General features: G+C 37.5%; 18 protein-coding genes. 8 read left to right on the top strand and 10 right to left on the bottom strand.

Annotated elements, in window-relative coordinates; all coding sequences use genetic code 11:
* Positions 1-60: 60 nt before the first annotated feature.
* The 3 genes from N782_RS10265 to N782_RS10255 all read left to right on the top strand — a co-directional run bounded on the left by N782_RS10265 (position 61) and on the right by N782_RS10255 (position 2866).
* Positions 61-1353, top strand: a complete 1293-nt coding sequence (locus N782_RS10265) for a Na+/H+ antiporter NhaC family protein (RefSeq protein WP_036819241.1) — start codon at positions 61-63, stop codon at positions 1351-1353.
* Positions 1354-1523: 170 nt separating this feature from the next.
* Complete coding sequence (locus tag N782_RS10260) at positions 1524-2108, top strand: sigma-70 family RNA polymerase sigma factor (protein WP_152600756.1); 585 nt, start codon at positions 1524-1526, stop codon at positions 2106-2108.
* Positions 2105-2866 (top strand): hypothetical protein, encoded by a 762-nt coding sequence (locus N782_RS10255; RefSeq protein WP_036819237.1) that lies wholly within the window; start codon positions 2105-2107, stop codon positions 2864-2866. The genes N782_RS10260 and N782_RS10255 overlap by 4 nt, the downstream gene beginning before the upstream one ends.
* A 96-nt stretch (positions 2867-2962) precedes the next feature.
* On the opposite strand, the gene N782_RS10250 is transcribed toward N782_RS10255, so the two are convergent.
* The 8 genes from N782_RS10250 to N782_RS10210 all read right to left on the bottom strand — a co-directional run bounded on the left by N782_RS10250 (position 2963) and on the right by N782_RS10210 (position 13481).
* Positions 2963-3160, bottom strand: coding sequence for a hypothetical protein (locus N782_RS10250; protein ID WP_036819235.1), 198 nt, complete (start codon positions 3158-3160; stop codon positions 2963-2965).
* A gap of 122 nt (positions 3161-3282) precedes the next feature.
* Entirely contained in the window at positions 3283-5547 is a 2265-nt protein-coding gene (locus tag N782_RS10245; RefSeq protein WP_036819232.1) for an S-layer homology domain-containing protein, read from the bottom strand.
* A gap of 809 nt (positions 5548-6356) precedes the next feature.
* On the bottom strand, positions 6357-7220 hold the full coding sequence (locus tag N782_RS10240; RefSeq protein WP_036819229.1) for an ABC transporter permease: 864 nt from the start codon (positions 7218-7220) through the stop codon (positions 6357-6359).
* The gene (locus tag N782_RS10235) at positions 7204-8148 is read right to left on the bottom strand and encodes an ABC transporter ATP-binding protein (protein ID WP_420805589.1); all 945 of its coding nucleotides are present in this window, start codon (positions 8146-8148) and stop codon (positions 7204-7206) included. Before N782_RS10235 ends, N782_RS10240 begins: the two co-directional genes overlap by 17 nt.
* A gap of 72 nt (positions 8149-8220) precedes the next feature.
* A complete protein-coding gene (locus tag N782_RS10230; protein ID WP_036819224.1) occupies positions 8221-9387 on the bottom strand; it encodes an anti-sigma factor family protein in 1167 nt (388 codons plus the stop codon).
* Complete coding sequence (locus tag N782_RS10225) at positions 9374-9940, bottom strand: RNA polymerase sigma factor SigX (protein ID WP_237582642.1); 567 nt, start codon at positions 9938-9940, stop codon at positions 9374-9376. Before N782_RS10225 ends, N782_RS10230 begins: the two co-directional genes overlap by 14 nt.
* A 306-nt stretch (positions 9941-10246) precedes the next feature.
* On the bottom strand, positions 10247-11122 hold the full coding sequence (locus N782_RS10220) for a DUF1028 domain-containing protein (protein ID WP_036819222.1): 876 nt from the start codon (positions 11120-11122) through the stop codon (positions 10247-10249).
* 661 nt (positions 11123-11783) lie between these two features.
* Positions 11784-13481, bottom strand: coding sequence for a BCCT family transporter (locus N782_RS10210; protein WP_036819217.1), 1698 nt, complete (start codon positions 13479-13481; stop codon positions 11784-11786).
* A 331-nt stretch (positions 13482-13812) separates the two neighbouring features.
* Between N782_RS10210 and N782_RS10205 the strand changes: the two genes are divergently transcribed.
* The gene (locus N782_RS10205; protein WP_052111287.1) at positions 13813-14382 is read left to right on the top strand and encodes a 3D domain-containing protein; all 570 of its coding nucleotides are present in this window, start codon (positions 13813-13815) and stop codon (positions 14380-14382) included.
* Between the two features lie 98 nt (positions 14383-14480).
* Here N782_RS10205 and N782_RS10200 read toward each other — a convergent pair whose 3' ends face one another.
* Positions 14481-15581 (bottom strand): M24 family metallopeptidase, encoded by a 1101-nt coding sequence (locus N782_RS10200; RefSeq protein ID WP_338048256.1) that lies wholly within the window; start codon positions 15579-15581, stop codon positions 14481-14483.
* 251 nt (positions 15582-15832) lie between these two features.
* On the opposite strand from N782_RS10200, the gene N782_RS22190 reads away from it, so the two are divergent.
* Both N782_RS22190 and N782_RS10190 read left to right on the top strand, forming a co-directional pair.
* Positions 15833-16393, top strand: a complete 561-nt coding sequence (locus N782_RS22190; RefSeq protein WP_084103050.1) for a 3D domain-containing protein — start codon at positions 15833-15835, stop codon at positions 16391-16393.
* 158 nt (positions 16394-16551) lie between these two features.
* On the top strand, positions 16552-16893 hold the full coding sequence (locus tag N782_RS10190) for a DUF3889 domain-containing protein (RefSeq protein ID WP_237582641.1): 342 nt from the start codon (positions 16552-16554) through the stop codon (positions 16891-16893).
* Positions 16894-16954: 61 nt separating this feature from the next.
* On the opposite strand, the gene N782_RS10185 is transcribed toward N782_RS10190, so the two are convergent.
* Entirely contained in the window at positions 16955-17512 is a 558-nt protein-coding gene (locus N782_RS10185; RefSeq protein WP_036819266.1) for an NAD(P)H-dependent oxidoreductase, read from the bottom strand.
* Between the two features lie 326 nt (positions 17513-17838).
* Between N782_RS10185 and hutH the strand changes: the two genes are divergently transcribed.
* Both hutH and hutU read left to right on the top strand, forming a co-directional pair.
* Entirely contained in the window at positions 17839-19374 is a 1536-nt protein-coding gene (hutH, locus tag N782_RS10180; RefSeq protein WP_036819210.1) for a histidine ammonia-lyase, read from the top strand.
* The gene (gene hutU / locus N782_RS10175) at positions 19371-21029 is read left to right on the top strand and encodes a urocanate hydratase (protein WP_036819207.1); all 1659 of its coding nucleotides are present in this window, start codon (positions 19371-19373) and stop codon (positions 21027-21029) included. The genes hutH and hutU overlap by 4 nt, the downstream gene beginning before the upstream one ends.
* Positions 21030-21036 lie beyond the last annotated feature (7 nt).

Here is a 21036-nt window from a genome sequence, read left to right as displayed (position 1 = left end):
CGTATAAGAGGTTTATATAGCAAAAGGACTATACACAGTGTTAAAGGAAGAGGTGACATCATGAACAAGTCAATGCACTCAAACCCCATTGCGTTATTACCCTTTATCGTTTTTTTAGCTACTTTCCTACTTGCTGGGATTATCACAGGAGATTTTTATCAGGTATCTATGTTAATTCCTGCAGTGATTGCAGCAATTCTATCATTAACTATTTCTAGAAAAACAAGTTTATCATCTAGAGTTGAACAATTCGCTCAAGGAGCAGGACATCCAGATATTATGATCATGGTTATGATTTTTCTATTATCAGGAGCGTTCTCTTCCGTAGCAAACGGTATAGGTTCGGTTGATGCAACCGTTAATTTCGCTTTAACCTATTTACCCCAAAATATGATAATTGTTGGTATTTTTATTATCGGTAGCTTTATATCATTAGCAATGGGTACTTCAGTTGGAACCATATCTGCTTTAGCACCTATCGCGGTTGGAATCAGCGGGGAAACGGAACTTCCTACAGCAATCACTGTTGCTACAGTGGTAGGTGGAGCAATGTTTGGTGACAACTTATCTATTATATCTGATACGACAATAGCAGCAGTCCGCACACAAAAGACCGAAATGAAGGATAAATTTAAGACAAACTTTTTCATCGTATTGCCTGCAGCATTCATTACCATTTCGATCCTATTCATCCTTACACTAGGGAGTTCATCAGCGGTAACAGCTGATTCATTCGAATGGATCAACATTCTCCCATACCTTGGTGTTCTTATTGCAGCTTTATTAGGGGCTAATGTTTTAGGTGTATTATTAGGAGGTATCCTACTAGCAGGAATAATAGGGGTTACAACGGCTGATTATTCTATAATGAATTTTATAGAACAAATCACCTCAGGAATGACTGGTATGGCTGAATTGATTTTATTAACCATTATCCTCGGTGGAATAGTGACTATGATTCAAAACAATGGCGGCATTCAATTTATATTGAATGTATTAACTAGAGGTGTTCGTTCTAAAAAAGGTGCGGAAGCGAGTATTGCAGGACTAGTCAGTACAACAAACCTGGCAACAGCAAATAATACTATTGCCATCATTACAACTGGACAACTTGCAAAACAAATCTCAGATGATTACGAAATTGATTCTCGTAAGTCTGCAAGCTTACTTGATATCTTTTCTTGTACCATTCAAGGCCTAATTCCGTATGGTGCCCAGTTACTTACTGCGGCGCAATTCGGAGAGATATCACCATTAGCAATCATCCCATACTCCTTTTACCCTATGTTAATAGCTTTAATGGGAATTATAGCTATTTCGACTAGTTTTCCAAGGTTTAAAACAGCATCCTAAATTTCAGGTGTGGCCCAGAATATTAAGGCCACACTTTCTTTTCTGATTAGAATTTAAAAAAATTCTTCAAAAGTGAATCCTGTTTAAAAGTCTTTCCGTCTTATATATGAACGCACTATTAATGGTAGGATTCATTTGCGAAAGGATGACACAGGATGGGAGAACAAATCATGGTCAAAAAACATCCTTCTCATCAAGAAGAGACAATTAATGTACTAGAAATGGACTCTACTGAAGCTCTTGAAAAAATTATGGATGAATACGGTGACGATGTGAAACGATTTATTTACACATATGTAAAAAATCAAGCAGATACAGATGATATAACTCAAGAAACGTTTCTTACTGTATATAAAAAGCTACACACTTTTCAGTATAAGTCTTCCCTTCGTACATGGATTTTTTCGATAGCGATCAATAAGAGTAAAGATTACTTGAGAAGTTTTCACACTCGCCATGACAATCTATTTCAAAAAATGATTACGTACCTTACCGAATCACAAGATAATGAGACACCAGAAAAACAGATTGTCGATGAAAGTGAGTCACATGAATTTATGACATTCATCTTACAACTCCCTATCAAGTATCGTGAAGTGCTGATTCTATACTATTTTAATGATTTTTCTATTAAAGAAATCTCTCACTCTCTTAACCAAAAAGAGTCAAGCGTTAAGACTCGTTTGAATCGAGCGCGAACTAGACTAGCGAATATCCTTGAAGATAGTAGTAACCTAAGGAGTGATCAGTCATGAGCTTGGATCAAAAATTGAGAGGTATGAAAAATCATTATAAAGATGAAATACCGACATCATTTTCATCTAAAGACAAAGAAGATGTATTTAAAACTATAAGTCAGGACACATATCCTAAGCGACCAAAATTCATCACCTATCTATTGAGACCTGCTGCAATTACTGTATGTACAACCATAACGCTTTTGATAGGTGGGCTGACAGTTAATCAAATAGGTGATATGGAAGGTTCTTCTACAGCACAGCCTTTTATGATAGAAAATCATGATGGTCGGGATTCTCTTAATAGTAAAAGTTCTTTAGGTGGAGGCTCAAGTCCTCAGCAAAAGCCTGAAGTAAAGTCACAGAGTTATGACTATGACTCTCTAAAACCTGGAGATCAAGTTGATGCAATGACTTTGCAAGAAATTAAACAAGAACCCACCACAACCTACACTTTTAGTGGAGATGTGGTTGTTTCTGGAACACTACGAAAACAAGATGATACAGATGAATTTCTGTTTCATATAAATGATTTGACCAAATCTAAGCTTCCTTTTTCAAAAGATCAATCAGGGATGATGTTGGTTAAATTAATCAACGCAGATGCTGTTGTCAAGACTCTGCAAGATGGCGCTAAGAATGATGCTTATATGAAGTTTGTTATTTCTGAATATGTACATACGGTAGGATCAAACTCCTCCCCTATTACAAGGTCCATTACCGTGGATGGCATTATTCAGAATGGGGAATACCAAAAGGTGGTATCTTCCCCTTAAGTAAGTATCCTCCCTATTCAAGGTTTATACGGAAAAAGAAATGCCATGTAAGCTCCGGTTAGCGATAAGGCCGGGGCTATCTTTTTGTCCAAAAGTTCACGTCCCCCCTCTTAAGAGTATTGGTGAAATTAACACGATTGCACCGATTACAATTAACACCATACCTCCAATTCTAGCTATCATTTCTTCATTATTATCTTCTAATTGTCTTATCCGTAGTATTTTAAATCGCAACAAAAATCCCGTAGTTACAATAACTATTCCAATTAACAAGACCACTATATTTAAAAGCAAGACTTTAACCTCCTTCTTTAAATCATCTTCAGAGTTAGGTTTACCTAATTAGTCTATAGAAAAACGCAAAAACGTCAGGTAAATCACCTGACGTTTTTTGTATAGTACTTTTTAAATTGTAATTAATCTAACTTTGGCTCTACTTCAAGGAAGGCGAGCAAGCTATTCGCAAATTGAGCTTTCGTAACTGTTTCATTAGGATTGAAGCTACTTTCTTCTCCATTTAAAATTCCTAACCTTGTCGCTAATGCAACATGACCTTGGAATTCCATCTCATCTGAATCGTTGAAATCAGTTGAGAATACACCATCCATGCTCGCGAGTTCGTCATACCCTAGCGCTGTAACTAGTAGTTTTGCTACAAATTCACGTTCTGCTTTTTCGTTAGGGTTGAAATTATCAGAATCGTTATCCAGCATATTTCGTTGAAGTGCTGTAGAGATATAACGATAATTTTCATTTTCTTTCGATACATCTTCAAACATATCGATATCTTGTGAAGAGTAATAGCGATCGTACCCAAGGGCTACCATCATATATTTAACTAGATCACCACGAGAAACCTTCTCATCTGGGTTTACATTACCTTCGTCATCCAGTTTAAATACTCCATGTTCAACCATGGTAGATAATGCTTCCTCAGCCTTATGACCTTCAATATCCTGTGGCTTTTGTCCACCTTTGGTATATTCTTTTCCGGTTTCTGCATTAACCCATTTGCCTGTTTTAGCATCATAAAACACATTGTATTGGGAAATATCTCTTATTGGTTGGTGAACAAGCATAGCTTCTGTTACGCGCTCTTCCTCATCATTAGTTCTAGGTAAATGGTAACTTAAATCCATTGAATAATGAGAAAGAATATCCTCTTTGGCTTTATCTTTTGATAATACATCCTCCGCACTTGGAAATTCTAAGTCATTCCACCGAAGATTATAGCGAAGCAATTCACCATTTTTAGTAGAAATGGAAACTCTAGCTTCATTACCTTCAACTATGATTCCATTTTCTTTACGGACGAATGTTACATCGTAGGATGTAGGTTTATCACTGCCATTATAGGTGCTTTCCTGAACAGTGGTTGCATATAAATGATCTAGCTTAGAAGGCGCTATATTCTTAACTAGTTCCACAGCTTTCTCTTTAGCTTCTTCTTTTGTAATGTTCACTTTATAATTTTCTGGTAAAACCTCTCCATAGCGATACATCATATCATCTTGAAAATTTAACACTTGTCCTGTTTTTGCATCTACTTGGATACTAAGACTCATCGGAGCTGCTTGCTCTTGATCTCTGTAGTGGAATCTCCAGGTAGCATTCCCTGAAGGCATTGGGTTATGGTCTTCATAGCGAGCATCTTCAAGTGTATATTTATCTGGAAGGTCAAATGTATCCTCTACTATTTGAATTGCCTCTTTTTGAGTAAGATCTTCATCAGGCTCTTCTTTGGAGGTAGCTTCTTCTGCAACAGGTTCTTCTGCTACTTCATAAGTGTTTTCTAATTCAGATAGTAGCTTTCCTTCATAATTTAACCAATCCCCTGTTTGAGCATCCATATACGCTGGTAAACCATGTTCATAATCTTTTAGTACTGGAGTGTACTTTAAATTAGGTTCTACCTTTTTTCCTGTTCGTTCTTCTAAATACGGGTCTACATGGTAACGTAACTCTACATTCATTTGCTCTTTAAGAAGTTCAAATGCTTTTTCATTAGATAGTACATTTTCTGGTTCCTCAAAAGTTACGTCTGAACGCCAACTATAATGAAAACCCTTCACTTCACCATCAGATCCTACTTCAATTTGAATATTATTCTGATCAAATTGAATATCATTCACTTTTTGATTAAAGTTAACTCGATATGCATCCTGTTGACTTAATGGTCGCTCTTCGTATCTTTCATTTGCTTGTTCATCAAGAGAAAGCTTGCCCATTTTGTCTGGGAATTCATCCATTATGTAGTTCTTGGCAATGGTAACAGCTTTTTCATACTCGAAATCTGGTGAGAAAGCACGATTTGGTTGTGCTCCGTGAAAGTGCTTATCCATGGCAATGACATCACCTGTTTCAGCATCTACACGAACATCAACATGATGATGATTTCCATCTTCTTGTTTACTCCAAGAGACTGACCATACTGTGAGGCCATTCCTATTATTATCGAAACGAACGTTCTCATTTTGATAATCTTCAGAAAGGTTAACAAAAGATTTTGCTTTTTCTAAAGCTTCTTCCCTTGTAACCTCAGCTTCCTTAATGGCTTTTTGGAGTGCTGCAGTTTTCATCTTTTCTACGTTTACATTCGAGGAGGTTTCCGCTAAAGCTGGCGTGAAACTCCCTGCTAATAATGCGGTGCATAATACACCCGACATCCACTTTTTCTTCATTTATCTCTCTCCCTTTTTTTTAGTACAGTAACTCTTTGAAAGAGGTTATTCAGAAAAACTGGTTCCTGGTGTCTGACTATTTGGAAAAAGTTACTATTTATAGCTTACAATACCTATGTTCTTTTGAAAACAGAAACGCTGTATTTTTTTACAATGATTCCAATAAAAACTAGATTTGAGCTATTTATTTTTACGAGCGTATGACAAAAACGTTTCAAAAAATGTATAAAAAATATTCGTACATGTTCTAAGATGTGAACATAATAGCGGTATCCACGAAGCGAGGAATGGTTTATGACAGATAGTGATGCTATGCTAGCGAACATACAGTCTCTTATTCTTCGATTTAATGGCTATTTTGCATTCCAAATGGACACTCAGTACGCTATTTAGCCTAAAACACCTTAATGCATTGTGTTTTTTCACAAATAAGATACTATATGTCCCTTAGCCTCTCCAAAAGAGGATTTTTACAGTAAATAAGAGAATATATGTCCGCCAAAAAAAGTTGTCCTACATATTGCCAATTCCGATTGCAACATATCGGCAGGATTGGGTGGGAAACAGAAAGACCCCCGCGAATGAAAGAGGTTGGTAGATACTACGCAGGGAAGCATTTTGGCCCTAGTAGGATTACTAGCTCGCAGCCCGCCCTCAGGAAAGCGAGTTGCTTCCCATCCCCCCCACTCTTTTCAAGCATCGCGCCACTGCAATTATTTCGAATCCAAATCTTCCACATTATTCCTCTATAATTGAAATAAGTTATCTAAAAATAAATCCTGATGTATGGTGACATACATCAGGATTTCCTATACATCTCGTTTTTTAAATGTCAATATAGCGATAAAAAGCATAACAGCACCGTATAAAATGGCATAAATAATCATTAGATTACTTGGCGCTGAAGCACTTGCGAACATTCCTTGTTGGGCAAAACTTATTGGATTATCAGCTGTATCAAATAATAAAACAGTCATTTTACGGTACATTGCATCAACTGGAAATATTAAACTTGTAACAATACCTATGTTAATTAATGCAGCCTTTTCCATAAGCGTACCAATTTGCTCCACAAAACCACCAATAAAAGCAGCTCCATATAGGATAATAAGTACGATACCAGCGTTTAGGGTGGTCATGCGTGTACTTAACATTACCCCAAGAGTTACAAGAATAATAGGCTGTAGAATAAAAATACTTACGGCTTTCATCATTTGCGCTATACCTATAGGTAACTCCATCATCTCTCCACCAACAATTTGATGGATTAACGTTATGCTTACAAATAGCGCGATGGCATACATCACCAATAAACCACCTAAGCCAATTACTTTCCCTAAAACAAATTGTGTTCTGGAGATAGGTCGCATAAGCCATGTATCTATTTGATGGCTATCGACTTCGCTCGCAATTGAACTTACACTTGAAAGTATAGCAAGCAGAGCTGTAATAAACGAAGAAAAATATAACCCTACCCCTAATAACTGGGACGCGAAGAATTTGTTTTGTAGCGCATTATCCATAGTGTTACTCATCATAGGCCCAGTTTCTTGCACAGCAAAATGAATAGCAACCCCATAAAGAGTAACGAACGCAATCGTCATTAAAATGGTTATAAGAAAGATACGCTTCGACACAATTTCTCGAAAGGTTAACTTAGCGATTGTCCACATAAGCACCCTCCTCTTTCTGATTAACCCAATGCATAAACACATCTTCTAAGTGTGGAGTTATTGGCGTAACTTCAAATACCGGGACTCCCGCTGAAGCTAAACTTGAAATAAGTGCAGGCACTTGTTCTTGTTTTTCCATTTGAACTGTCCATCGTGTCAGTTCACCTTCGTCATTTTTCTTTTCATGATATTTTACATACTCAGGAAGTTGATTCATATATTGATTAGAATTTGCAGCAATTACGATTTCCACTTGAGCTTCAATCATCATAAGCTGTCTCCACTCGCCTTGAACAATGTGCTCTCCTTTATGTACGATAGAAACATGATCACAAACGGTTTCTACTTCATTTAACAAATGACTATTCAAAAAGATGGTTTTACCTTGGTCTTTGAGGTATAGCATCAAATCTCTAACATCTTTTCTTCCTATTGGATCAAGTGCTGAGGTAGGCTCGTCTAAAAAGATTAACTTTGGATCATTTAATAAGGCACATGCCAATCCTATACGTTGTGACATTCCTTTTGAATATCCTTTAATCTTTTCATGATCTCTCCCAGTTAAACCAACTAGTTCAATGACTTCTTCGATACGCTTTTTCCGTCCTCTAACAGGCATATTGCATAGTTCAGCATGGCTTTCCAGCAATTTTCGGCCTGTTAACCAGTCTGGGTAACGAAATAGCTCTGGTAAATAGCCTACCTTTTCACGCGATTCAGGTTTACCAATAGGTTCCCCTAACAGTTTTCCCTCACCCCCGGTAGGGTTCAATAATCCAAGCATAGTTCGTACAAATGTACTTTTGCCTGCACCATTTGGACCTAAAAAACCATAAACAATTCCTTCACCAATTTCTAACGTAACATTGGAAATCCCACCTTTACCGTCATAGGTTTTTGTTAAGTTCGAAGCTTCAATTACATTCACGTTTCCCATTCCTCCCATACCAATTGGCTGATCCCTATACGGGATCAGCCAATTCTCTTCTAATAGATTACTTTATTTAATTAGTTGGTTAGCCATGTCAACTAGTTGACTTTTAGGAGTTACATTTTCGCCATCATGAGCGTAGCTTTCTAGCATGTGAATTTGTTCATTACTTTGCCATACCAAAAAGGTATTCCCTTGCGCTTCAACTGCATAGCCCTTCATACCGTTTATGCTGACTTCTTCTGACTTGCTACCATTTCTTTGCACGTATGGAATCGGCAAAGTGTGTTCTAGGTTATCAATACTTTCTAGTTGTTGTTTTACATTTTCAGGAATAAACGGTAACGCAAGCATTGTGTCACGCAATTCATCAACCGATGCACCTTTTGGAACTGAAATTTCAGGTTTTCCAATGGACGTATAGGATACAGAGTTTCCATCTGATTCGTAATGTACATTAATTGTGTCTTGTACTTGAACGGAGAAAGGTTTGCCGTCTAGGTTTTGATCAAATGTTGATTCCGCTCCGATTTGGGTAAGCAGTGCATTAGCTTTCTCTACATTGAGATTAAAGGTTATTTTTGAGGTAGGCTCGACACTTACATGTTCAATATCGTAACCTGAAATAGCAGGAACGTTGTACCCAGCCTGCTTAGCTTCATTTTCATCATCAAAACTTTGATGCTCATTCGAATTTGATACTTCAATTTCACCTAATCCATTTAGACTCATCGTACCTTCCTCTTGGCGTCTCACCCAGTGCTCAACCTCTCTCAAGTCATTTTCGGTCATTTTAACCATCTCTACTTGGTTAACTCGGAAAATAGATAAAAAGTTGTCTGCAGCTACTTGAACTTGTGGAATTGCAAAAGATCCAAGAATTGTTGCAGCTGCTGCCCCTGTCATAATCCATCGTTTTGTTGCTTTTTTCATTTGATCCCATCCCCTTTTTGGTTTTAATGAGTTTTCCTTTTCTTGAGAGTTCAATACTTTTGATGGTTGTTCATGTTTATTCATAAGTTGGTGCTCGAAGCGATCCCAAGCTGCTTCTAAATCTACTTCAACTTCTGATTCACCTAACTTTTCAAATCCCAAAACTTCTAACTCTTGTAGCTCTTGCACATACGATCTGCATGATTCACAGGTTTCTAAATGCTGCATTACATCCTTCTTCTCTTCTCTTGTTAGTTCATCATCTAAATAGGCTTGAAGTAATCCAAGATTAGCGCAGTTCACTTGAACCCTCTCCTTTCATTTGATTGTATGTACTTTTAAACCTCATCTTAGCTCTAGCCAATAAGCTCCCCACTGAGGTATGTTCCACATGAATGGCAGAGGCTATATCATAGTAATTGTATCCAGAGTATTTTAACAACAGTATTGTTCTGTCACGTTCTGTTAACTTCTTTAATACTTCTTGAACTTCTGTAACATCTTCTTTTATCATGAATGTTTCTTCTATGGAAGCAACTGCTTGTTCAGAATAATGAGTTTGTTTCTCTTCTCTAGCTTTATGACGCTTTTCTGAACGAATGTCATTGTATGCTGTATTCACTGCGGTAGTCATTAACCACGCAGACATATGTTCAATTGTTTCCCAATCAGTATGATATAGCTTCATAAAAACCTCTTGAGCTATATCTTCTGCTGCTTGTTTATTCTTTACAATAGTCATCACTTTTCGAACAACTCGTGGATAATACGTTTTGAAGAGTTGTTGAAACCTAATATAGGAAGCATCGTGATCTTGTGATGTTGTATTCGTATTCTCTATCACAGTAGCCTTCACCTCCAAAGCAGCTCCTCCTTTCGAACAGCTTTCATATAGGAGACACCATTTCACTTATTTTTGTGACAGGTTTATAGAAAAAATTTATTTCCTATCTATCATAGTTGATAAACAAAGCAATAACTAGGTCAGTTTGAAAAGCTAATGTTAAAATTTTATATGGTAACTCAAGCTTAAAAATACACTTACCTATCCCATATGTGCTAGCAACTGAAGGCTGGAATTAGAATTGGCCACTATTTATCCACTTACATAACCCGTGTATAGTACGTTAGACAAAAAAAAGACCCCCTTATTAGGAGTCCATCATACAGATTTATATTTCATAAAGTCCAGCACTTCTAAATCGATCTTACCTTCTTCTAGTTCTCGTTCCTCGAAGTTTTCTCGGTGTAAAAAGGCAGTGAAGTTTTTATATAGAATAGAGTCAACTACATATACGGTAGGAATGTAACCTAAGCGTTTCAACTGCTCTCGTAGTTCATCCTTAACTTCGCCTTTGATTTCAGCAATGTTTTCTTCTTTTGTTACACCAAAATATAATTGTTGCAAGTGGTAAATGCGATTAAGTTCTCGTATCGGATGGTCATGATCATCTACTCGTAAATCAATAAACCGATCATTATAACCTCCATATCCCCCTTGTTCCTTTACAACATAAAGAGCTGCTGATTGTTTTCCACGTTTATCTCCTCCTGCTTGTTGACCTTCATCCAATGCTTTTAACAACCGGTCCGCTAGAGAACCTGTGTTTTTTTCAAATGCCTGCCCCATTGCTTGAATAGTTTCTTGCCCAACCAAAATATTCCCTTGAGCAGCATAGTGTTCACCTGTCAAACCGCCTGCATAGGAGTAACAACTTACACCTGTATATGTAGCAGCACGACCTTTTGCATCTACGATTCCAACCTGGCGCATATCACGCCCGCTATCCTCTGCTGTTAATTGTTTGATTACTTCTTCTGGTTCTTCACCCTCTTCTAAAAGGGATAATCCTTTTGGTCCATAAGAAGGATTTGCAAGAGATTGAGTCGCAACTGCACCTACTCCAGCTTTAGCCCATGGAACAACAGAACCTACCCCCAGAAACTTGGATTGGACAGCTACTCCTAACTCTCCTGTTGCAGGATCATAACCAACGATGGAGAACGTAGCCACAAGATTATTTGCACTATTACTCACTTATAATCCTCCTTCTATTCATCTTCTTCATTGTATTAGATAATATTTTGTTTCATAACATATAGTAACAAAGCAAACATTTATAATTTTCAACATGTTTATCCAGTTTCAGCTTAGCCTAAACTACATACCAATACAACTAAAAAAAGGAGAAGGATACATGCTGAATCTATTCATAATGTTTTTCTGTATGCTTATTATGCTAATTGGAGTATTAACTGCCTACTTCTACTCGTGGTTTATGATGAGGCACACTCCCTATTATGTTCCTCATGTTTATGTTTCAGCTGTGATCCACATCTTATTTGGTTATCTGGCACTATTATGTTGGTTTTATTACGCCTACGAAAATACCCCATTGTTATGGTACAAAGGAACGTTAATCGGTGCATGGATTTCATTCATTGGGCTATTAATGCTTCTAATACTATTATTCCTTCAAAAAGAACAACTCTGTGGAACAAAAGCTCGGGGCGCCCTGCTAGCGACGTAAATGCTGCGGCCCACAGGAAGTGATTGGTTCATTTGAGCTAGAAGTGGATTCATCACTTTTTTAGTAATACACAAGAATGGAATTTTAACAATTACAATACGAAAAACAGGGTTATCATCCACTTGGACGATAACCCTGTTTCCATGTCTATATGTTACCGTAGACAAATTACTCCCTATCATTATGCGGCTTATCATCCTCGCCACGGTCTTTGTCCTTTTCTTCTTCTTCAAAATGAGCATCCACAGGTCCTTGTTTTTTGTCTTGCTTCTTCTTCTTACGACGTCGAACGCGTTCAAGAATCTTCTTATAATTTAAAGCAAATGTTTTTGGCTTATAGTGTTCCGATGCTTGAATGTCACTCGTTGAAGCTTTCATAAAGGACCAACCCAACATAATCATTATAAAAAGAAGTGGAAATCCTCCTACAATGGCTGCTGTCTGCAACGTCCCCAATCCACCTAAGAACATTAACACAAGTGGAAGTAAACACAGGGAAAATGCCCAGAATAAACGATTCCATCTAATTGGCTCGTCCTCTACTTCTTTTTGTACTACTGAAGCTAAAATATAGGAGCTTGAATCAAATGTCGTAGCCAAGAAAATAATGGCTAGAATGGTAAAAATAAAAATCATAAAAGTCCCTAGTGGAAGCTGGCCAATGGTTTCTATAATTGCCTTTGGAGCACCTTGGTCGTTCAGAACTCCTACTACATCAAATTGGCCTGTCAACTGAAGGTTTAACCCGTAGTTTCCTACAATGCCAAAGAACAATATGCTTCCAATTGTTCCATATAGTATCGTCCCCATAATCATCTGACGAATGGATCGTCCACGTGAAATCTTTGCAACAAACAACCCTACAAATGGAGCATAAACTAGCCACCAAGCCCAATAGAAAACGGTCCATGCTTCTGGAAATCCTGTTTTATCGTATGGACCTAATTTATTATAAGGCTCTGTCCAAGTACTCATGTGGAAAAAGTTATCTAATAATAAACCAATACTATTTGTAGTTGTTTCAGAAATAAATCTTGTAGGTCCTACAACAAATACAAAGATAAGTAAGAAAAAGGATAACCATAAATTGAGGTCACTTAATATCTTAATCCCTTTTCGAAGGCCAGAATAGGCACTAATTGCGAAAATCGCAGTAACAAGAGCTAAAATAAAAGTTTTCATTATCATATTAACAGGTAATCCTGTTAAGCTATTGATTCCCTCAGCAATCATAGGTGTCCCTAAAGCAAGCGTGGTTCCAGCTCCACCAAGTAGTCCAAACATAAATAATACATCAATAATCGTACCAATTGGACCATCGGCATATTTCCCAATCAATGGACGTGTTGCCTCACTAACTTTAAGAACTGGTTTTTTACGCACATAGTAAAAGTAAGAAATTGGCAAAGCAGGCAGTGTGTAAATAGCCCAGGCAATTGGACCCCAGTGGAAAATTCCATACGTAGACGCCCATGCAATAGCCTCTTCTGTACCAGGTTCAATACCAAATGGTGGACCTTGATAATAATAAGCCCACTCGATCGTCCCCCAATATAAAATACTCGAGCCAATCCCTGCACAGAAAAGCATTCCAGCCCATGAGAAGTTGTTAAACTCGGGTTGCTCATTTGCCTCCCCCAATTTAATCCTCCCGTTGTCACTAACGGCCACATAAATGAGGAAGAAGAAAATTCCTAATCCAACTAATAGGTAAAGTACCCCAAAATTGGTTGTAACAAATGTATTGGCAAGGTCAACGTACTCAGCGCCCTTGTCAGGAAAGATAACTAACGGAACGACAACGAGTAAAAGTAACATAAATGCCCCTAAAAACGTGGGCCAATCGATCATCCGATTCTTATTCATATTTACGTATCTCCTTTTCTAGATGGCATTAAGCTGTGTTGTATTCTTATATTGAACAAGAAACGTTTTTTTATGCTATAAGGATATTATCTCTCCAATATACACTTTAAAACCAATGTTAAATTATAACCTTTATTAAAAAATATTTCCTTTATGGTTTACACACTTGTATAGGCATGTTAGCTTACACGATGGAAAACAAATCAACGACATTTTGTTTACTCCTTTAAATGTAATTAATGTTTTGGATTAAAAAAAGCCGCAGATTCTATAAAGAATCCGTGGCTTTTCTGGTGTTTATATGAAATAGAATATTGAGGAGGAGCTAACCATGAATAAATTAATGAGAATTGTAGTAGGTGCCGTTGCCTTTTTTGGATATATTGGTGTAGGAGCGTTCCATGCCCAAGCACTAGAAACAGAAAAAAGCACAGTTGCTTCAGCAGATAATACAACGAAACAAGAGGAAGCACCTAGTGCATTCCTTGCTTCTGAAATACCTGTTAAAAGCGTAGATCTTAGTAAAAAGAAAGATACTCCAGCACTAAAAAATGACAAAGCTACCAAGAATGTGGAATCAAAACAAACACAACAAAACGTAGAACGAACTCTTCAGGTTGAGGCAACAGCCTATACGGCAAATTGCGATGGTTGTATCGGTATAACAAAAACAGGAATCAACCTTTTAGAAAATCCTAACAAAAAAGTGATCGCTGTTGATCCAAGCGTTATTCCTCTTGGTTCAATTGTCCATGTTGAAGGGTACGGAAAAGCCGTAGCCGGAGACATCGGTAGTGCTATACAGGGGAATCGCATTGATGTATTTATCCCTAACCGTAGCAATGCTTTAGATTTTGGTCGCCGTCATGATGTTACAGTTAAAATCTTAGAAGAAGCATAGTAGTGTGAAACTGCCCCTTACAAAAAGTAAGGGGCAGTTTATTTTATCTATTTTGTTTTTACCCAAGATGACTTAGCTTCTAAACAGGGTCATATTTATTATTTAATAATCTGCAACTCTTTCGGGATAGAAGTCAAGGTCTCATGTCCATCTTTCGTTATCAGAACATCATCTTCAATTCGCACACCACCTATAGATGGATCATAAATGCCAGGCTCAATGGTGTATGTCATCCCTTCTTGTAGTTTATCGTTATTCAGATGGCTCATCGAAGGAAACTCATGAACATTAATGCCTAGACCATGACCGATGCGATGAGGGAATCTGTCTCCAAAACCAGCCTCTGTAATGATGTCACGTGCTATTTTATCCAAGTCACCTATTCTTGTACCTGGTTTACTTGCTTCGAGGGAAGCTAATTGAGCTTGAAGAACAGTATCATATAAGGATTTCTGAGCATCACTTGCATGTTGATACACAAATGTACGAGTTATATCTGACGTGTATCCATCCAATACGACACCAAGATCGAATAATACAAAGTCCCCTGGCTTTAACTTTCGATCTCCTGGATTTCCATGAGGATGACCCGATTTTTCTCCGAAGAGAACCATAGTTGAAAACGACATTTCTCTTATGCCTTTTTTCTTTAACTCGTACTCAATCTTCGCGAGAACTTCCATTTCTGTTACGTCCTCATGTAGAGCATCTACACCTACATTAACTCCATAGTCTGCCATTTTAGCAGCCCTACGCATAATTTCAATTTCAGATTGATCCTTAATTACGCGCATATAATGAAGTTTGTCCTCTGCTGAGGTTACCTGTGTATTTGGGAACAATGTAAGTAAAGATTGACTACGACGATATGGCAATGTTTCCTGCTCAAAAGCAACCTTGTTCACTTCAGTAAGTTCTCGTTTTTCAATTGCTTCTTTTGCTAAGTTCCATGGATCTTCATGATCCGCATAACCAATTATTTCTGAGGACCAACCTGCTTCAATAGCTTGCTGCTTTTCCATACCTGGCAAGATAAATAAGGGCTCAGCTTGTTGAAAGATGAACAGTCCCATCAACCTTTCATGTGGATCAGTATGAAAATCTGTGAGGTAAAAAACATTTTCTGTGGAATTCAGAAAAACAACATCTATTTGTTGTTCTTCCATCCAATTTGATAATTCATTTATCCTGTTTCTCAAAATTACCATCCCTTCTTGTAACCACCATATAAGCTATGTACTCTTCTCCTTTTATCATACCCTATTATAAAAAAACCGGAAAGACCTCCTCCATTTCTTAACAGCTATTAGTATAAAAGATAAAACTGTCTCTATGTAATATTTGTAACTTTTGTATTCAATTTGTAGCGGAAATGTCACCCCTCTTTAATGGGATTGTCCTAGGTCCATTGTTATAATGCAATTAGTCGAAGAAAGACAGGAGGAATATCATGAAAAAACTAATCATGACGTCTATCGCTACTATCCTCATTGGCCTAGGTTTTGCAGGTACTACTCTATCAGAGAATAAAGAAGTGCATGCTCAAACCTTAAAGAACACTACTGAAAATACTGATGCAGCAAACGTAAGTGAAAACAAAACAAGCCTAGATAAAAAAACATCCACAGTTGCTTATATAAATGAACAAGAAAAGAAAGCAGTTCAGCATGCTTCTTCACAAAAAGGACAAGAATCCCAAGCTAAACAAAAAACACAAGAAAACAAAACAATCACAATGGAAGCAACAGCTTATACAGCAAATTGCGCGGGTTGTAGCGGTGTAACAAGAACTGGAATTAACCTTAAAGCAAATCCTAATCAAAAAGTAATTGCAGTTGACCCTAATGTTATTCCTCTTGGCACAAAAGTTCATGTAGAGGGATATGGAACTGCAGTTGCAGGTGATATTGGCAGTGACATTCAAGGCAATCGAATTGATGTCTTTATTCCAAGCAGACAAAACGCACTTGATTTTGGCCGCAAGCAAGTCAAGGTTACAATTCTTTCCTAATCTAACATGAACAGAGATGCCCTTATTAAAGGGTATCTTTTTTTGTATGCTACCTATACTTTTTCGAAATAGCTTAGTAATATTATCCAATCCTCTAAAGAATACATATTAACCATTTGAACACAGACACTAATATAAAAAGTTTAGAGGTTATGTCTATGACACGTATTTTGATTTGTTTACTTCTTGTTACTTCTATTATATATAGTCCCTTTGCTATACCTTCTTCCCAACCATATCAAAGTGTTGGTGCACAACCTGAAGTCCCCTCTTATGCAAAATGGGGACGAATGGCTGTTAAAAAGACACAAGAAAAATATCCAAATGCCAAGGTGAAAGATTATCTTCACATTGGAAAATCTTCAAAGAATGGTACTTCTGTAGAACAATTCAAGTTATGGGTGAAGGAAGATGACAAAGAGTTCCCTGTCTACGTTGATATCGAGTTTGAAACAAAGACAGATAAATTTATCAGCATTACCATTAAAAAGGGAAACTAGCCTAAAGCTCAGAGATTAATCTCTGAGCTTTATTATGTTGTTCTTAAAGGATTTTCAAACTTCATATGGTGAAATATTTACTCAAATGCATATCCAATTCTCTTAGGTATTTATCTACATCTGGCTTTTTCTTTACATCAAAACATGAAAATGTCGGTAATTTTTCCATACCAGCATATTTATGACTTAAATATAGATGGAATAAAACATCATCCACTCCTCTTCCTTCAAAAAACAAATCTTTGTTATGGAAAGCTGTACTTGGTGCATTCCACGTGGTAGAAAACATGTACTTTTTGTCTGTTAACTTTCCTCCACCAATACCATATTTATCTGTATTTCCTGTAAAGTAAACACCATGTTCATGCGTAAGATCTAAATAATTCTTAAACAACGCCGGAACACTGTAATTATAAATTGGTGTTTGATAAATTATATAATCGGCCCACATTACTTTTCGTTGTTCTTCTTCTTTTTCAAAACCATTTTGTAATACAGTAGTATCTACATGATAATTGTTTGAAATTTTATTAACTATATGATGGAACAGCGTACTATTTAGTTCTCCTTGCGAGTGTTTATAGTACTCATGACCATTTAATACTAATATATTTTTCACACTTTCCTTCCTTTCTATCACTTAGATTTACCTTCCCCCTACTAAAGTCATCATACTTCTGAAAATACCATCCTTTAATTAACTTGATTAAATTCATCTATATACATAACCATGTTATTTCCTTCATCCCGCTAATGAATCATCACCTTACCATAGTTTATTGCGCGCTTTTATGACGAAGCATAAAATAAAGATGAACTTTTAAAATTTTCTAACAATAAATATACTGTCTCTCTTTCATAGCTAACTATAAAACTTCAAAGATGATAGTAATGTAGAAGACTTCTGCCTACACGAACTAAGGGAAGATAAGGAGGTTTGATTCAATGATTACCTTAACGGGTCATACTCTTTCATTACAAGAGATTAAGCGTATTTGTTACGACAAAGAACAAATTCAAATTGCTCCAACTTCGATTCAAAAAATACAACATAGTCGAAATGTGGTCGAGTCGATAGTGGAGAATGGTCAAACCATTTACGGTATTAATACAGGATTTGGAAAATTTAGTGATGTTAAAATTGAAGAACAAGATGTCAATGAACTCCAACAGCACCTCATACGTTCTCATGCATGTGGGGTTGGAGAACCTTTCCCGGAAATTGTTTCAAGAGCGATGATGCTACTTCGGTTAAATGCTCTTATTAAAGGGTATTCAGGAATAAGAATGACCATAGCAGAACAGTTAACTACCTTAATTAATGAACAAATCCATCCTGTTATTCCTCAACAAGGTTCATTAGGGGCTTCAGGTGATCTTGCTCCACTGTCTCATCTTGCACTCGTTCTTATAGGGGAAGGTAACGTATTTTATAAGGAAAAGGTATATACTACGAAATCCATTTTTAGCCTTCTTGGAATAAAGCCAGTTGAATTAAAAGCCAAAGAAGGTTTAGCTCTCATTAATGGCACACAGGCAATGACTGCTCAGGGTGTAATAAATTATTTAGAAGTAGAGAAAATCGCTTACCAAGCTGAATGGATTGCTGCTTTAACATTGGAAGGTTTAAACGGAATAATAGATGCGTTTCACCCTGCCATTCACGAAGCTAGAGGCTACCCTCAACAAATCAAAGTAGCTCAGCGAATCAATCATATACTTCAAGATAGCAATCTTGTAACTCACCAAGGGGAAAAACGAGTACAGGATGCTTATTCATTGCGATGTATTCCACAGGTTCATGGAGCTTCGTGGCAGTCATTTGATTATGTGAAAGAGAAATTAGAAATTGAAGCCAATGCCGCTACAGATAACCCTCTTATTTTAGAAAATGGTCAAACCATTATTTCAGGAGGTAATTTTCATGGTCAACCAATTGCTTTGGCTATGGATTTTATGAAGATAGGTATCGCAGAACTGGCTAGCATTTCAGAACGAAGAATAGAGAGACTAGTTAACCCTCAACTAAATGATCTCCCACCTTTCTTAAGTGCAAAACCAGGATTACAATCTGGTGCTATGATTATGCAGTACACAGCTGCATCATTGGTTTCTGAAAATAAAACACTGGCTCATCCTGCAAGTGTGGATTCTATCCCCTCCTCAGCCAATCAGGAAGATCATGTCAGCATGGGTACAATTGGGGCCAGGCACGCTTATTCCATTTTACAGAATTCTAGGCGTGTATTGGCCATTGAATTAATTTGTGCCATGCAAGCACTTGAACACCGCGAACTAGGAAAAATGAGTTCTCACACTTCCTCTCTTTACAAAAAAGTACGTCAGATTGTGCCATGTATCAAGGAGGATAGAGTATTTTCTGAGGATATAGAGCGACTTACCTTATGGCTAAAAGAGAGTGATTTTTCGTGGAACATTTTCCCCACTAATTCTAAATCTCAAGGAGGAATAAATGGATGACTACTGAAAAAAGAGAAATACGCGCAAAAAAAGGGTTAGATATCGAATGCAAAGGTTGGGAGCAAGAGGCTGTACTTCGCATGCTTTACAACAACCTTGATCCAGAAGTAGCTGAGAAACCTGAGGAATTAGTTGTTTATGGAGGGATAGGTAAAGCTGCTCGCAATTGGGAAGCTTTTGATTCTATTGTTTCTACTTTACAACGACTAGAAAGCAATGAAACGATGTTAATTCAGTCCGGTAAGCCAGTAGCAGTTTTCAAAACACATGAAGCAGCGCCACGTGTGTTGTTATCCAACTCCGTCCTAGTCCCAAAATGGGCGAACTGGGAGCACTTTCATGAACTTGACCAACAAGGTCTTATGATGTATGGACAAATGACTGCTGGTAGCTGGATTTATATAGGTACACAAGGTATTTTGCAAGGAACTTATGAAACGTTTGCCTCATTAGCAGAAAAACATTTCAAAACCAGTCTAAAAGGGACCATCACCCTTACTGCTGGACTTGGTGGGATGGGTGGAGCTCAACCACTTGCTGTTACAATGAATGGTGGCGTTGTCATAGCGGTTGAAGTCGACCCTGCCCGTATAGAAAAGCGTCTTCAGACAAAGTACCTTGATAAAATGACTGAATCGATTGACGAAGCCCTTATATGGGCTATGGAAGCAAAACAAAAAGGTGAACCATTATCCATTGGCCTTTTAGGAAATGCAGCTGAAGTTCATGAAGATATCCTAAACAGAAACGTACAAATTGACATCGTTACCGACCAAACTTCCGCACATGACCCATTAAATGGATATATTCCAGTAGGTTATTCACTGAATGAAGCTACTCAATTACGAAACCAAGATCAATCTACTTATGTTACCCTCTCTTCTGCATCAATGGCGCGCCATGTAAAAGCAATGCTGCAGTTTCAAAACAAAGGAGCAATCGTTTTTGATTATGGAAACAATATCCGACAAGTTGCCCAAGATGAAGGTGTAGAGCAAGCTTTTGATTTCCCTGGATTTGTCCCTGCCTATATTCGTCCTTTATTTTGTGAAGGAAAAGGTCCATTTAGATGGGCTGCACTATCTGGTGATCCTGAGGATATTTATCGTACGGATCGTTTAATAAAAGAACTTTTTCCTAATAATGAGCCGTTAATAAGGTGGATTGACATGGCTCAGAAAAAAGTAAGCTTTCAAGGGTTACCTTCTAGGATTTGTTGGCTTGGATATGGGGAAAGAGTAAAAATGGGTCTAGCAATTAATGAACTTGTAAAGAACGGAGAAATAAAAGCACCCATTGTAATTGGAAGAGACCATCTGGATTGTGGATCCGTCGCCTCCCCTAATCGAGAAACGGAATCTATGAAAGATGGCAGTGATGCTGTTGGAGACTGGGCTGTACTAAATGCTCTTATCAACACAGCAGCAGGAGGTTCATGGATTTCTTTCCATCACGGTGGTGGTGTAGGAATGGGGTATTCCCTTCATGCAGGCATGGTTGTGGTGGCAGATGGCACAGAGCTTGCTAAGGAACGTTTAAACCGAGTGCTTACAACAGATCCAGGAATGGGTATCGCTCGCCATGCTGATGCTGGTTATGAAAAAGCCAAAGAAATAGCAAAACAGAAAAACATTGATATTCCCATGCTCGACTAAATTAATT

The sequence above is a fragment of the Pontibacillus yanchengensis Y32 genome (assembly GCF_000770635.1).
GTDB classification, from domain to species: Bacteria; Bacillota; Bacilli; order Bacillales; family BH030062; genus Pontibacillus; species Pontibacillus yanchengensis.
The sequence above is the reverse complement of the archived record's forward strand: the minus strand, read 5'-3'. Positions and strand labels throughout refer to the sequence as shown.